General features: G+C 60.1%; 12 protein-coding genes and 2 pseudogenes. 6 read left to right on the forward strand and 8 right to left on the reverse strand.

Going from position 1 to position 13,710, the window contains the following annotated elements; translation table 11 throughout:
• Positions 1-31: 31 nt before the first annotated feature.
• Positions 32-3,088 carry a peptidase domain-containing ABC transporter gene (locus VOM14_RS01185; protein ID WP_327626833.1) on the forward strand — a complete coding sequence of 1,019 codons (3,057 nt, stop codon included), beginning with the start codon at positions 32-34 and terminating at the stop codon, positions 3,086-3,088.
• A complete protein-coding gene (locus VOM14_RS01190) occupies positions 3,088-4,446 on the forward strand; it encodes a sigma-54 interaction domain-containing protein (protein WP_327626834.1) in 1,359 nt (452 codons plus the stop codon). The genes VOM14_RS01185 and VOM14_RS01190 overlap by 1 nt, the downstream gene beginning before the upstream one ends.
• Positions 4,447-4,461: 15 nt before the next feature.
• On the opposite strand, the gene VOM14_RS01195 is transcribed toward VOM14_RS01190, so the two are convergent.
• A complete protein-coding gene (locus VOM14_RS01195; protein WP_327626835.1) occupies positions 4,462-5,232 on the reverse strand; it encodes a PP2C family protein-serine/threonine phosphatase in 771 nt (256 codons plus the stop codon).
• Positions 5,233-5,237: 5 nt separating this feature from the next.
• Positions 5,238-5,525: a hypothetical protein gene (locus VOM14_RS01200; protein ID WP_327626836.1), complete on the reverse strand. Its 288-nt coding sequence runs from the start codon at positions 5,523-5,525 to the stop codon at positions 5,238-5,240.
• A 449-nt stretch (positions 5,526-5,974) separates the two neighbouring features.
• On the opposite strand from VOM14_RS01200, the gene VOM14_RS01205 reads away from it, so the two are divergent.
• On the forward strand, positions 5,975-6,469 hold the full coding sequence (locus VOM14_RS01205; protein ID WP_327626837.1) for a lecithin retinol acyltransferase family protein: 495 nt from the start codon (positions 5,975-5,977) through the stop codon (positions 6,467-6,469).
• A gap of 53 nt (positions 6,470-6,522) precedes the next feature.
• Entirely contained in the window at positions 6,523-6,774 is a 252-nt protein-coding gene (locus tag VOM14_RS01210) for a hypothetical protein (protein ID WP_327626838.1), read from the forward strand.
• Here the strand turns inward: VOM14_RS01210 and VOM14_RS01215 are convergent.
• The 3 genes and pseudogenes from VOM14_RS01215 to VOM14_RS01225 form a co-directional block, all read right to left on the reverse strand.
• Positions 6,771-7,058: pseudogene (locus VOM14_RS01215) on the reverse strand (LysR substrate-binding domain-containing protein); the annotation flags it as partial. The gene VOM14_RS01210 and the pseudogene VOM14_RS01215 sit on opposite strands and share 4 nt — an antisense overlap.
• Before the next feature lie 57 nt (positions 7,059-7,115).
• The gene (locus VOM14_RS01220) at positions 7,116-7,466 is read right to left on the reverse strand and encodes a response regulator (RefSeq protein ID WP_327626839.1); all 351 of its coding nucleotides are present in this window, start codon (positions 7,464-7,466) and stop codon (positions 7,116-7,118) included.
• 6 nt (positions 7,467-7,472) lie between these two features.
• On the reverse strand, positions 7,473-8,945 hold the full coding sequence (locus VOM14_RS01225; protein WP_327626840.1) for an RAD55 family ATPase: 1,473 nt from the start codon (positions 8,943-8,945) through the stop codon (positions 7,473-7,475).
• Between the two features lie 778 nt (positions 8,946-9,723).
• Here VOM14_RS01225 and VOM14_RS01230 point away from each other — a divergent pair.
• The gene (locus tag VOM14_RS01230) at positions 9,724-10,770 is read left to right on the forward strand and encodes a squalene/phytoene synthase family protein (protein ID WP_327626841.1); all 1,047 of its coding nucleotides are present in this window, start codon (positions 9,724-9,726) and stop codon (positions 10,768-10,770) included.
• A gap of 110 nt (positions 10,771-10,880) precedes the next feature.
• Positions 10,881-11,129, forward strand: a complete 249-nt coding sequence (locus tag VOM14_RS01235; RefSeq protein WP_327626842.1) for a hypothetical protein — start codon at positions 10,881-10,883, stop codon at positions 11,127-11,129.
• Positions 11,130-11,366: 237 nt separating this feature from the next.
• Here VOM14_RS01235 and VOM14_RS01240 read toward each other — a convergent pair whose 3' ends face one another.
• The 3 genes and pseudogenes from VOM14_RS01240 to VOM14_RS31405 all read right to left on the reverse strand — a co-directional run.
• Complete coding sequence (locus VOM14_RS01240; RefSeq protein ID WP_327626843.1) at positions 11,367-11,684, reverse strand: DUF4148 domain-containing protein; 318 nt, start codon at positions 11,682-11,684, stop codon at positions 11,367-11,369.
• A 149-nt stretch (positions 11,685-11,833) separates the two neighbouring features.
• The gene (locus VOM14_RS01245; RefSeq protein ID WP_327626844.1) at positions 11,834-13,366 is read right to left on the reverse strand and encodes an alkaline phosphatase family protein; all 1,533 of its coding nucleotides are present in this window, start codon (positions 13,364-13,366) and stop codon (positions 11,834-11,836) included.
• Positions 13,367-13,628: 262 nt separating this feature from the next.
• Positions 13,629-13,706: pseudogene (locus VOM14_RS31405) on the reverse strand (glycoside hydrolase family 108 protein); the annotation flags it as partial.
• Positions 13,707-13,710 lie beyond the last annotated feature (4 nt).

The raw sequence follows: 13,710 nt of genomic DNA on the forward strand, positions 1-13,710 counted from the left end.
AACGCGACGCCGAACCGAGGTCCGCACACTTATGGATGCACCCCAGACCGCGCCTTCCACCGCCGAATTTCTCGCCTCGGTGGAAATACTGTCGCCCTTCTCGCGCGATGAGATCGAGCGTCTTGCCGAATATGCGCAGGCACGCTTCTATTCATTCGGCGAAACGGTGTGCTCCGCGGGCGAGACCGCCGACGGTTTGTATGTGATCCGCTCGGGCTCGGTTCGCATCTTCGTCGAGGAGCACGGCAAGGAAACCAGCATGGGCGTGCGCAAGTCGGGCGAGATCTTCGCCGACATCGCGATGTTGCGCACGTATGTGCACGAAACGTCGGTGCGAGCGTCGGCGAAGACGGAGTTGCTGTTCATTCCACGCGCCGCGATCGAGCCGGTCATTACCGGCAATCAGGCCGCGCTGACTTTTGTCGCGAGCTATGTGGCGATCAATTCTGCTGGCGGCTTCGTGGCGCAATTATTCGATTTGCGCGGAAAACTGAATAAGGCCGAGCTGGAAGAATATGTGCGCAGCGTCGGTGTGAAACGCGTGGCGGCGGGCAAGGAAATTCTCAAGCAGGAAGCTCGCGACGACCGGCGCTTATATGTCGTGCGCCAGGGCGAAGTGCGCATCGTCCGGCGCGAGGAGGGGCGCGACTACACGCTTGCCACACTCGGCGAAGGCGAGATATTCGGCGAGAAGGCGTGTTTAATGCGCCAGGAACAGATGGCTTCGGTGATTGCATCGACCGATACGCGGCTTCTGGTGATTCCCGAACGCACGGTTCATTTCATCCTCGAACGCAATCCGAAACTGCGCGAAGTACTGGACGAACGTATTCGCTACGGCGACCGCGAATTGCAGCGGCAAAAGCGGCTCGAACAGCGCCGCAAATTGCCGTTGATGCTCGATTTGCAGAGCAAACCGGAGTTCGGCGAGAAAGTCATCAAGCGCTTTGCGCTTGTCGAACAGGCCGAGGAAATGGATTGCGGCGCGGCCTGTCTCGCGATGGTGTGCCGTCATTACAGCATTCCGATGACCCTCGGCAAGCTGCGCGAACTTGCCAATGTGACGACGCAAGGCGCCACGCTCGACAGCCTCGCGCGCGCGGCCGAGTCGCTCGGCTTCACGGCGCGCGGCGTGCAGTGCACGTTCGATTCGCTGCGTGGCTTCGATCTGCCCTTCATCGTGCATTGGGAGGGCTACCACTACGTCGTGGTGTATGGGCTTTCCAGCGAATACGTGTGGGTCGCGGACCCGGCGCTCGGTTTCCGCAAATTGACAGTCGAAGACTTCGAGCGTGGCTGGAGCGGCACTTGTCTGCTGTTTACTGGCGGCCCGCATCTGCTGCAAATATCGGCGTCGCGCTCGCCGTGGATACGTTTTATAGGCTACCTGACGCCGTATAAAAAGATTCTCGGCCACCTGTTTCTTGCCACGTTCGTGATTCAGGTACTCGGCGTGATTCCACCGCTGATCATCCAGAACATTCTGGACGGCGTGATTGTTCATCAGAACGTGAGCCTGCTGCATCTGCTGATAGGCGGGCTCATTATTGCCAATGTGTTCTCGCAGCTCATGTCGTCGATTCGCGCGTACCTCGCGAACTTCATGGTGCGCAACATGGACTTCGCGATGATGTCGCAGTTCTTCAAGCACACGTTGTCGTTACCGTTTTCGTTTTTTGCCAAGCGCAAGACAGGTGATATCTTCGCGCGCTTTCAGGAGAACCAGACCATCCGCGCGTTTCTCACCGAATCCACGGTGACGACCGCGCTCAATCTGCTGATGGTGTTCATCTACTTCACGATCATGTTCGTCTACAACGTGAAGATGACGCTTGTGCTGATAGGCTTTGTCATTCCGATCATGGCGCTGACCGCGTTGGCCACGCCGAAGATCAAGAACTACGCGCGCGAGGTGTTCACCGCTGCGACCGATTCGAAGTCTTTCCTGATGGAAGCGCTCGCGGGCGTCGAGACCGTCAAGGGCATGGGCATCGAGCGACCCGTGCGTTTGCGCTGGGAAAGAAAATACGCAAAGGCGCTTGAAGTGCAGTATCGCGCGCATGCATTCAACATTCTCGTCGGACTCGGCAGTCAATTGCTGAACGCCGCCACGACGATTGCGATTCTATGGGTCGGCGCGAATCTGGTGCTGGCGCGCGAAATGACAATCGGCCAGTTGATCGCGTTCAATGCGTTCATGGGCAGCGTGCTGGGTCCGTTGATGGGACTCGTCGGTTTGTGGAGCATGTTGAACGACGCGGGCGTCGCGATGGAGCGCCTCGGCGATGTGCTCGACATCGAGCCAGAACAGAAGCCGCAGGATTTGCCCTCGCGTGTGATGTTGCCGGAATTGCAGGGCGAAATCAGCTTCAACGGTGTCTATTTCCGCTATGGCGACAACGATTCCGCCTACGTGCTGGAGAACATCAGCTTCGACATCAAGCCGGGCGAACTCGTGGCGATTGTGGGGCGCAGCGGCTCAGGGAAGACGACGCTCGCGAAGTTGCTGGTCGGCTTCTATGCGCCGACCGAAGGCCGCATGACTATCGACGGTTACGATCTCGGCGTTGTCGATAAAGCCTATTACCGCGCGCAGATCGGCTACGTGATGCAAAGCAATCTGCTGTTTTCGGGCACCATCGCCGAAAACATCGCAAGCGGCGACGACGCGCCGGACCGTCGCCGTATCGAGGAAGTCGCGAAGATGGCTGACGCGCACGCATTCATCAGCAAGATGCCGCTCGGCTACGAGCAGATTGTCGGCGAGCGCGGGATCGGCCTGTCGGGCGGACAGATTCAACGCCTGTGCATTGCGCGCGCGCTTTATCACGATCCGCGCCTGCTCGTATTCGACGAGGCGACGTCCGCGCTCGATTCGCAGTCGGAAAGCAATATTCTCGGCAACATGCACGACATTCTGAAGGGCCGCACGGCGGTGATCATCGCGCACCGGCTGAGCACGATCATGCGCGCCGACAAAATTCTGGTCCTTTACGAAGGAGCGATTGTCGAACAGGGTCGTCACGATGAACTGATCCAACGTGGCGGCATGTATTACCAACTGGTTCAGAAACAACTGAGCGCGTGATGATGAAGATACTCGACCAGGTTGAAGACATCAGCCCCGCGATTTCCTATGCGGGCTTGATCGAGCGGATCGAGATTTTGCGCTCGACGCTGCGCTGGTCGTCGCGGCTGGAGCGCACGGACATCGACAAGCTGCTCCGGCAGGCCACTTCGCTGCGCGACGAAGTCATGCAGCTTTCGCACAAAGAGCGCTTTGTGCAAGCGGCCGTCGCGGCCGAGCCCGAACAGCGAGTCGAGCAATCGCGCGGCGCGCGCCGACAGGCGTTGCTCGAGCGCAGTTTCATTTTCGAAGGGACGTTCGGCGACAATCTGCGTTTGCTCGAATCGCTCGAAATTGCGGAGAAAGCCGCGCCCACCGATTTGCCGGTTCTGATCGACGGCGAAAGCGGCACCGGCAAGGAACTGATGGCGAAGGTGATTCACGCGAACGGCTCGCGCGCGGACAAGCCGTTTATCTCTGTGAATTGCGGCGCGATTCCGGACAATCTGCTGGAGTCGGAATTATTCGGTCATCGCAAGGGCGCGTTTACGGGCGCATCCAATGATCGCAAAGGGAAATTCGAAAGCGCGCATACAGGTACCATTTTTCTCGACGAAATCGGCGAGTTGCCGCTCGCGGGTCAGGTCAAGTTGTTGCGCGTATTGGAAGCGCATGAGATTCAGCGCGTGGGGTCCGACGAGACTATCGCCGTCGATACGCGTATTGTCGCGGCAACGAATCGCAATCTGCGCAAGCTGAGCGAGGAGGGTAGATTTCGTGAAGATCTTTTCTATCGGCTCAGTGTGATTCATGTGACGCTGCCGCCGCTGCGCGAACGCCGCGACGAAATTCCACTGCTGATTGCTTGGTTCGGCGACGAAGCCGCCGGCACGCTCAAACGCAGGCCGGTGAGATTGACCCCGCGTTTGCGGGACTTTCTGCTCAACTACGCGTATCCGGGCAACATCCGCGAATTGCGCAATGTGATGTATCGCATCTCGTGCCTCGCCGGCGATATGGCGGACGTCGAGCATCTGCCTAATGACATGCGGCCCGCCGCGCCTGGGTCGGTCGCGGCATTGCAAGGCGCGGCGAGCGCGACGGGCCAGCAGCCGATCAGCGTGGCGAACCTCATGTCGCTCAGCGATGCGAAGCGCGCCGCAAGCGATGACGCCGAGAAAGCTTTTCTCGAACGTGGGCTTCGGGAGGTCAACGGCACGGTGGCGGAACTGGCGCGGCGTATCGACATGAACCGCTCGCATTTGCAGATGCTGTTGAAGAAACACGGTCTGCATTCGAAGGATTTCCGCAATCGCAACATGCCGCCGTCGAACAGGAACGGCACCGAGGAGCGCGAGGAAGACGACAGCGACACCTGATGCATGAGGCGTGCCTCACGGCGCCGGATTCAGAAGCGTTTTATCGGCGGCGTGCGGATCTTCGGCGCGCACCACGACCGCCGTGATGTTGTCGCGGCCGCCGCGCGCCAGGGCGAGGTTCACCAGTTGGTCCGGTGCGTTGCCATGTGTTGCGGTGGTCAGCACAGAGAGTATGTCTTCGTCGTCGACCTCGTTGCTCAAGCCGTCGCTGCAAAGCAGGAAGATGTCGCCGTCGGCGACTTCGATTGCGTCGTCGTCGAGTTCGAGTAGATCCGTCGCGCCGACGGCGCGCGTGATCATGTGTTGCGCGGGATGGTGCCGCGCTTCTTCATCGGTAATCACGCCGAGAGACTTGAGCGCTTCGACCTGACTGTGATCGCGCGTGAGCTGATGCAGTTGCCCGTCGCGCGCGAGATACAGGCGGCTGTCGCCGGCCCACACATAGCCGCAAAAGCGGTCGCACGCGAGCAGCGCGACGACAGTGCTGCCGATGCGCTGCACCTGGCGTCGCGCGGCTTCTTCTCTCAACTGACGATTGGCCGCCTGCAAATGCGTGCGTGCGTCGGCGACAAAAGCCTTCATGCTGACGGGCGACGCGAGCCGCATCAGCGTGTCGATCACGAGACGGCTCGCGAGTTCGCCGACCGCGTGCCCGCCCATGCCGTCGGCGACGGCCCAGCGTCCGAGATCGGACTGGTCGAGGCAGGCATCTTCGTTGATTTCGCGCACGAGCCCCGCGTCGGAACGCGCGGACGACGTCCAGCGAAATTGGCTCTCACAAATCACAACGGCTACACCATGTCGTTTCTGCTGCGTGCGTCAGGAGTGACGTTGATGTTCGAGTTCGCGCCGGTATTGCGCACATCGACCGACTGGAACTGGTTGATCATCTGGTTAGCATAGAAGTTGTTTGAGATGTCGTACAGGTTGACGACCGGTCCGATGCTCGGGGTTTCCCGCACATACGGTTGAATCCAGCCGTACACCCACGGCGCTCCGCCGCCGCCACGGATCGCGGCCATTGCCTTGCGGTCGAGCGCGAGGTTGAGCGAAAGATCATTCACAGAAATGGAAGCCATGTCGTTCTCCGGTTGACCGCGTGCTCGGCGCGCGCGGTTTTAAAGGATCTGGACGAGATGGAGCAAGTGCTATGCCAATTCGTGCGCGGCATGGGCATTCGCGCGCAATGCATTGACTGGCCGAGGTTGCGGCGCGCTCGCGTTTTCCATGCGATGCGCGAGTGCAACGATAGGTCGGGCCGAAGCCAACAAGCACGCGCTCGAACCGGTGTGAGACCCAACACATCTTTAAACACATCTTTATCGCGGTTCGATGGCTCGTGACGATGCGTCGAATGAGTGTCGCGCGCAAACATATCGACGCGATTTGTGTCGGCTCACGGCGCACACTTCTCTCGCTGAATTTCGCCGGATTTCTCCAGAAGTCCCGTCAGTAAAGGGCTTTTCGCACATGGCCCGGAAGATGCGAAAGACCTCGCAACAGTGTTGGAAACAAGACGAGGCCAGCCATGAACACGAACCTTCTTCAGACGAGCAGCGAAGCCGGCGACGAACCGACATCCGCCATCGAATTGCCGATCGGCTCGCATCTCGTCTCGTCGCGCAACGGTTACGAACATCACGGCATTTACGTGGGCAATGGCCGCGTGGTTCATTACGCGGGCTTCGCAGGTTCGGCGCATCGCGGCCCGGTTGAAGAAGTCGAGATTCAGCGCTTCGCGGCGGGCCATCCGCTGTCGATTCGTGCGACGCCCGCCGCGCGCTACATCGGCGAAGAAGCCGTGTGCCGGGCTCGTTCACGGCTTGGCGAAAATCGCTATCGCCTGCTGACCAACAACTGCGAACACTTCTGCGCGTGGGTTCTGCTCGGCGAAAGCCGCAGCGAGCAGGTGCATTGCAGCTTGCGCCATCCGCGCACGGGCATGCATGTGCTGATGTGCCTCGTGAAGGCATTCGTCGAAAGCGGCGCAAAGGGCGGTCGTGCCGCCGCCCAGTTTGCGTGAGTCATCGCACGGAACTCAGAGCAGTGAAGCGCAACGGAATCGAGGAGAACATCATGGCTGCCGCTCAAAAGACTTTGCACTGGGCCGTCGACAAATGGCTCGCCCCGACTCCGTCGATGCCCGCGCGAGTGGTGGAGTTTCGCCACCGCGCTTCGCATCAGCGTTTTGTTCGTGTTGAGGCGCTGCGTCCGGGCGGCTTGCTGTCGATCTTCTTCTTCCGTCACGACGACGGTTCATGGAACGTGTTTCCGCAACCGGCGGAACGTCCTGCGATGAATGGCCATCGGCGTGCGAGCTTGTGCTAGTTCTGTGATTGCGCCGCCGCTTCCTTGATGAGCCATTGACTGAAGAGCAGCATCGCGGGCGTCATCTGTTTGCCCTTCAGCCATGTCAGCCAGTAACTGCCCGCATGCACTTCGACATCGAACGGACGCACGAGGCGGCTGGCATTGATTTCGCGTTCGAACATCAGCGCGGGCGCGAGCGCGATGCCCGCGCCTTGCATGGCCGCGTCCACCATCAGCCGGGACGAATCGAATAGGGGCCCGCGAATGGGGCGCGGTGAAATGCCGGCGGTTGCGATCCAGTGGGTCTAGTCGTCGGTGCGATTGCGGACGTCGGCGCGCGATGCTGCACCGAGTGGCCGCTATGCGGAGATTCGCTTGAGCATGGCGAGCAGGAAGTCAAAGCCGATCGGCTTGCGCGCGTATTCGATAGACGGATTCGGCTGCACGGGAATGTCTGCGGCGGCGCTGCACAGAATGATGGGGATGGCGCGCAAGTCGGGGTCGGCGTAAAGCGCCGCGCATAGTTGCAGCCCGGACATGACCGGCATCATGCAGTCCGACACGATAACGTCCGGCCGCGTGCGCCGTATCTGTTCTAGCGCGACGGCCCCGTTCGACGCAGTCAGCACGGTATAGCCGTGACGTTCGAGCAGCAGCCGCCAGACCGTGAGGATGTCGAACTCGTCATCCACAACCAGAATGGTTTTCATGAGAGGCTACGCCGGTCGCCGCGGCTGCAACGTCGCGGACACGGTCGGCGCCGTGGACACCGGCGCGCTCAGCGGGCTTTCGAGAACATCGAGCCCGTTCGAAGAAATGACGAGTTCGTGCGTGGACGGATCATGCGCGCTTTCACGTTGCTTCACGATCGAGATCACGCGGCGCAGCCCCGCGTCCGTTTCCGCGTAGCGAAGCAATACGAGATTTTCCGTCAACGCGGAAACACGCGAGTTTCTCGATGGGCCGGGGTCCGGATAGAGCGGCAGTTCTTCCGTGACGAGCGTGGTGACGCCGGCTTCTCGCAACTGATGCAGCAACGCGTTCAGAAAGAGGCCGAAGCGCTCGGTGCGCAACGCGGAGTCGCGAAAGCCTTCCACGCCGTCGATCACGATGCGCGTTGTGCCGCTGTGCTTCGCGGCGGCGAGCGCGGCGGCTGCGATCTCATCGACGGCGAGTTCAATGGCGGGCTGCCATTGGATCATGAGCCGGCCGTCCTGATACGCGTCGGTCAATGCAATCGACACGGCTTCGGCTTTGCCGATCAGACGTTGCGGTCCTTCATAAAAGCCGAGGTAGAGACAGCGTTCGCCACGCGCCACGCCGGCCGCGAGGAACTGCAGGCATAGCGTGGTCTTGCCGGCGCCGGATGGCCCGAGAAGGGTGGTGGTGGAACCTTGCGAGAGGCCGCCGCCGAACAGAACGTCGAGGTGCGGCAAGCCAAAACCGAGCCGCGCTTTCAGATCGACGGGACCGGCCGGCGCCGCGCATTGCGCTTCGAGCCGTGGGAACATCAGCAGCCCGCTTCCGGAAATCCGGAAATAGTGCTTGCCCATCAAATGATTGCGCGCGCGCATCTTGTGCACTTCGATCTCGCGCGCGCGGCGCATGCCGTCGGTATAGCGGTTCAGTTCGATCAGGCCATCGACCAGCGTATGTTCGGGATGCGGCTCGTTGCCCGAGAGCGGCGCGAGCAGCAGCGTCGTGCAATCCATTGCGGCTACGAGCGCGTTCAGTTCATGAATGAACTTGGACAACGACAACTCGGTCTCGCTGAACTCGCGCGCGCTGCGAAAGCCGTCGATGATCATGAGACTCGGCCGGTAGTCGTAGATGCTCGACGCAATCAGCTTGAGAAAGCCGTCCAGCCCGTCCTGCATGAGTTCGTGATAGCCCGACACGAACAGCATTTGCTGCGCGACCGCCTTTTCGTCGAAGAAACTCAAGCCTTTGAGGTGCGCGAGCAACTTGTCGTGCGATTCGGCGATGAGGGTCATGTACAACACCTTCTCGCCCTGCCTTACGCGATGAAAGCCGATCTGGCTCGACAGGATCGTCTTGCCCGCGCCTGCCATGCCTTCGAGAAGATAAACGCCGCCGCGGACCAGACCGCCGCCCAGAATCTCATCGAGACCGGGCACGCCCGTTTCGACGTTGGCGCGAAGAGAGGTCTGAATTTCGTGGCTGGTCATTGTCGTATCTGGTTAAGTGCGAGATGCGTGCGAGATGCGGCGGCTCGCGGGCGGTCCGTCCGAGGGCCAATCCCTTCGAGAAGCAATACGCGTTCCCGGTAGCCTGCGGCGAACACCGACGCAAAGCGTTGGACGCCCGCGATTTTACTTGCCCCGCGCGCGCTTGGCCACGGCATCGGGCGAGAAGGACAGCGAAAAACCGCTCGACGCGCGCGTCGAGATTTCGATGCGCTCGCAACAGCGCTCGAAAAAGGTTGGAAGAGTGGGTGGGGCGCATGAAATAAATCGCAATCATGCATTGGACAGGTTGCATTGCGGTTTGCTCGGAGGGTCCGCCGTGCGAGCGCTTGCCGCGCATGTCGAGTTGTAGACCCAGTTGTAGACCCGCAATGAAGATCACCACGCGTGGAGGCAAAAACGTCGGCAAGCAAAGGTCGCTTCTTCGCGACATTGGTTGGCCATCCTTATCAAGGCGGCGCGTTCCGATCTGCGAAGCGCGGACACAAGATTTCTAGCGACAGGTGCAGCAGGACGATGCGGCATGCGCGAGTGGGGCTCGCGGCTCACCTCATTGCAACTTGCCCCGGCTTTCATGACTTCATTTGCCCATCAAGGCGTGATGAACGGAGCGCTCGGAACTTGCGCAGTCGATCGCTCTTGAGTCGAGGTCTGGTTTTCGCTCATTGACGGCACGAGATTCATGCCGCACGCATCCTGGCGCCCCTTGCCGTATACAATTCGGCACAACCAGAATTTTGCCAATACTCACATCGCACCCATGCCGAATCCGACTCGGGCTTTTCTTCTAGGTCCGCTCCTGAAAGGCGTTTCACGCTCGTTTTACCTCACGCTGCGCATATTGCCCGCGGGCATGCGCGACCCGATCGGCCTTGCCTATCTGCTCGCGCGCGCGGCCGATACGATTGCGGATACGTCGTTGATCGCGCCCGAACGGCGCCTTCAGTTACTGCTGTCGTTGCGCGACCAGGTGAACGGCGTGACGAACGACGCCGCGCTATTTCAGCACATGGCCGCGGAGGTCGCGGGCCAGCAGAGCCAGTCGGACGAGAAGGTGCTGCTCGCATCGCTTGGCCCCGCGCTCGACGTGCTGATGCAATTGAGCGTGGCCGATCGCAAGGCCGTACGCGAGATCGTATCGACGTTGACCGAAGGCATGGAATTCGATCTGCGCACCTTCCCCGATGAAGGTTCCGGCCGCATTGCAGCGCTGCGCGAATATCACGAACTCGACCGGTACACGTATCTGGTGGCGGGTTGCGTCGGCGAATTCTGGACGACGATGACCTACGCGCATATGCCCGGCATGCTGAAAGAGGCCCCTGAAATCATGGCGCGACGCGGCGTGCGCTTCGGCAAGGCGCTTCAACTGACCAACGTGTTGCGCGATTGCGGCAACGACCTAAGAATCGGCCGCTGCTATCTTCCGCAAGCGATGCTGGACCAGTACGACTTGAGCCCGCAGGAGCTTTTGCTGCCGGCCAATTCCGTGCGCGCGCGTCCGCTATTGATCGACCTCTTGCGCAAGACGCTCCATCACTTCCGCGAGGCGCTCGACTACACGCTCGCCATTCCCGCGTTTTCCGTGCGGCTGCGGCTTGCGTGCCTGTGGCCGATCCTGATCGGCCTCGAAACATTGCTGCTGCTGGTGGACAACGAGGCGTGGCTCGATCCGCACAAAGTATCGAAAGTGCGGCGAAACCGGGTGTATCAGATCATTGCGTCGTCTCTGCTGCTGGTGCCTTCCAATGCGTTGGCGCGTCACGCGATCGAGCGGCGCATCCGGAACATCGAAGCGCGTTTCTGAGCAGGTGGAAAGGGTGGCGCGGCGCGGCCGCCAGGTAGACGCGAATCGGGAAACCCCTAAGACCACGCGTCGATGGTTCGCGTTAGTCTCTTCGAAAGAGGAGACAATCCATGAGACAGGCGTTCAATATTGCAGTGGTGCTGTTGCTCGGCTATCTGATGGCGGATCGCGCGCTCATGCGCGCCCAGGCCGGTGAAATGGGGACAATCACGTGCCATCAAGGCGCAGAACTGGTTAAGGCAGGCGCGCTGAAGAAAGGCTTTGGAGAGGCCGGCGCCAGCAGCCAGGGCGAAAATTTCCTGTCGAGCTGCCTCGTCACGGGTCGCGGTCAGGTGGACAATTTGATCGCTCGCGATTGATCTGGTTGCACGCGCAACCGTATGCCGGGAAAAAGCGCCTGGACGGATGAGGTCCAGGCAAAGTCATCGGTAGCCGATGACGGAGGTAAAGAATAGCGAACTGGCCCGCGATCGGAACAACCGGTCGCGGGCCAATTCATTTGCAACAGGTGAAGCAAGCCGCGAGGTCGAGCATGGCGAGCGGCGGACCGCTATGAATTCGCATAGCTCATGCGGCTAATCTGCCGCGTTTCGGCCTTAATTGCCGAAGTAAACCGATCGCGCACTATTAGCCGACACGGTGTGGCCCGAGTCCGACGAGCCGTTCGCCGCGCCGCCGTAGCTGGAAACTCCCGGCTGTGCGGTGCCGTTCTCGGCGGCGATGCGAGCTTGTGCGGCATGAAGGTCGGCCGGATAGTACGGGTCCGCACGGCCTGGTTGATAGCCCGCCTTTTCCAGCTGGACGAGTTCCGCGCGCACCTGGGCACGAGTCACCGGCTGGTTGGATTGCGCAAACGAAGCGACAGGAGCGGCCAGCACAGTGGCGATAACAACGGCTTGAATAAGGGATTTCATGATCAACTACCTCCAGTTCGGTCTTTATCGCGCTATGAACGTTCTTGTTCGTAGCCAGTGATTAGATTGTAGTTTTGCAATCTGGAGAGAGTAATGGCGCTTTTCGGTAAACTTCGTTGCGAGATTTGAGATAAACGGTGGGCGGCCCGTTAATGTTGGTTGCCCCTGGACGCCGGCGATCGGTTGCCGCGAGCCTGCTGCGAAAGCCGCGTGAATGCCTGACTCGTGCGCGCATCCCGCTGATCGCGGGCCTGATAGAAGTCTTTGCTAAGCCACTGTCCCACGCTGATGATCGCGGAGCCGAGCGCGCTTTTCATGCGTATCCAGAAGGTTTGCGCGCGCGCGAAGTGCGCCGCCGAGACCACCGCGTCCGCCGCCAGCCGATCCAGTTCCGCATGCAGAAAGTCTGCGAAATGATGGAGTCCGTGCTGATTACTGTTCGATGACTTCTTCTCCAGTTCCACATGATCCGGAATGAGCGATTGATTGCTCACCCGAATGAACTGCGGAGTATCTGCGCGCGCCGTGCTCGTGGTGCGGATCGCGAGCCCGATACTCGCAGCAGCTTTCGTGCGATTGCCGAGCGGAGGCAGCGTCCACTTGTCGCAAAGATATTTGAGCACGCTGCAATGGTCGAATTGCACATGGCATACGCCGCTCGCGCACCACGGTGACACGAGAATGGCGGGCACGCGTACGCCTAGTCGCGTGAAGCCGAAGGTGCTCGTATGATCGTCCGGCGCGACTGCATTGGATGGTGGCGGAACGTGGTCATAAAATCCGCCGTGTTCGTCGTATAGGACCACTAATAATGTACTCTGCCACAATGCCTGATTCGAGCGCAGTGCATTGTAGGTGTCCGCGATCAGCTTCTCGGCCTTCATGATGTTATGCGGCGGGTGATCGTCGTTCTGTGCCTCGCCGAAATACTTCGGCTCGATCAATACGAACTCCGGGAATGCATCGGCTGGCCCGGCGGCATCGCCGAAAAACTCGTCGAAATAGCGGTAATTGGCGAGGTTGCCGGGTTTGCGCTGGTTCTTCAGCAGCAGCGACGCCGGAAAGTCGTAGAAGTAAACTTTCCACGTTTTCCCCGCCTCGTTCAGTCGATCGAAAATCGTGTCCTGGTCCTGTTCCGTGTACCACTTCGGATTGAGTCCGTCGAGTCCGGATGGCATGCCGACCTCACCCTTCGAGGTGCCGGTCAGCGCGAAATAGCGATTGGGCCAAGTTGGACCGGGCAACGATGAAAACCACTTGTCGCATACGGTGAATTGCTCTCCGAGCGTATGCAGCGCGGGTAAAAACCCACGCGGGTAATAGCCCATGATGTCCTGTCGCGCAGCAAGACTGCTCTTCGGATAGCCATTTGCAAAGGAGCGCACGAAGCCGCTGTTGTCGCCGTCGATCTGGGTCAACACGGCCGAGTGTTCATGATCCGGATCGAGCTTCATTTGCCGCTCGCGCGTGGGGCGAGGGGAGAAGGTATGGCCTTTGCCGTCCGCGTTGGTTTTTGTGGCGGCGTTACGCACGCCGTCCAGGTCGGGATGCACTTCGTCGAGGCAGCCGAGCATCTGATCGAAGGAATGGTTTTCCATGAGCAGAACCACCACGTGGCGAATCGGGTCGTTCTGCGCTTGAGTGTGTTGCTGCGCCGCTTGCTCGAATTGGACGTCGCTCATATGCATCGCTCCAGTAGAGGTGTATGCAAAACTGAACGTGGGAAGCCTAAGCGTTGCAAACGTAGCGCAAAACGCGCTGCGGCGAAAGACCCGCATCACAACAGACGACACACGTGGCGAGTTCCTGGTTCCGCCGCGTGTGTAATCCAATTAGCCATTCTTCGGGAAGAGGCTCAAAAAATGACTCAGGAAGCGCCCGAGAAAATCGGCCCCTGCGCGCCGGGCGCAAACGGCTGGAAAAGCGTCGGCGTGCGGCGCGGCAGCCTGGATCGGCCGGGTTGAAGGAGTAGCCGCCTTCACTTCCGATCAGCGCCTTGAATGCATCGTCGAAGTCTTCCATCGAT

Source organism: Paraburkholderia sp. MPAMCS5, assembly GCF_036016995.1.
In the GTDB taxonomy this organism is placed as follows: Bacteria; Pseudomonadota; Gammaproteobacteria; order Burkholderiales; family Burkholderiaceae; genus Paraburkholderia.

Excerpts from the sequence above, each read along its gene's own strand:
- VOM14_RS01210 (WP_327626838.1), top strand. The coding sequence starts at position 6,523 with ATGGCTGCCGCTCAAAAGACTTTGCACTGGGCCGTCGACAAATGGCTC.
- VOM14_RS01200 (WP_327626836.1), bottom strand. The coding sequence starts at position 5,525 with ATGGCTTCCATTTCTGTGAATGATCTTTCGCTCAACCTCGCGCTCGAC.
- VOM14_RS01220 (WP_327626839.1), bottom strand. The coding sequence starts at position 7,466 with ATGAAAACCATTCTGGTTGTGGATGACGAGTTCGACATCCTCACGGTC.
- VOM14_RS01235 (WP_327626842.1), top strand. The coding sequence starts at position 10,881 with ATGAGACAGGCGTTCAATATTGCAGTGGTGCTGTTGCTCGGCTATCTG.
- VOM14_RS01225 (WP_327626840.1), bottom strand. The coding sequence starts at position 8,945 with ATGACCAGCCACGAAATTCAGACCTCTCTTCGCGCCAACGTCGAAACG.
- VOM14_RS01185 (WP_327626833.1), top strand. The coding sequence starts at position 32 with ATGGATGCACCCCAGACCGCGCCTTCCACCGCCGAATTTCTCGCCTCG.
- VOM14_RS01190 (WP_327626834.1), top strand. The coding sequence starts at position 3,088 with ATGATGAAGATACTCGACCAGGTTGAAGACATCAGCCCCGCGATTTCC.
- VOM14_RS01205 (WP_327626837.1), top strand. The coding sequence starts at position 5,975 with ATGAACACGAACCTTCTTCAGACGAGCAGCGAAGCCGGCGACGAACCG.
- VOM14_RS01230 (WP_327626841.1), top strand. The coding sequence starts at position 9,724 with ATGCCGAATCCGACTCGGGCTTTTCTTCTAGGTCCGCTCCTGAAAGGC.
- VOM14_RS01245 (WP_327626844.1), bottom strand. The coding sequence starts at position 13,366 with ATGAGCGACGTCCAATTCGAGCAAGCGGCGCAGCAACACACTCAAGCG.
- VOM14_RS01240 (WP_327626843.1), bottom strand. The coding sequence starts at position 11,684 with ATGAAATCCCTTATTCAAGCCGTTGTTATCGCCACTGTGCTGGCCGCT.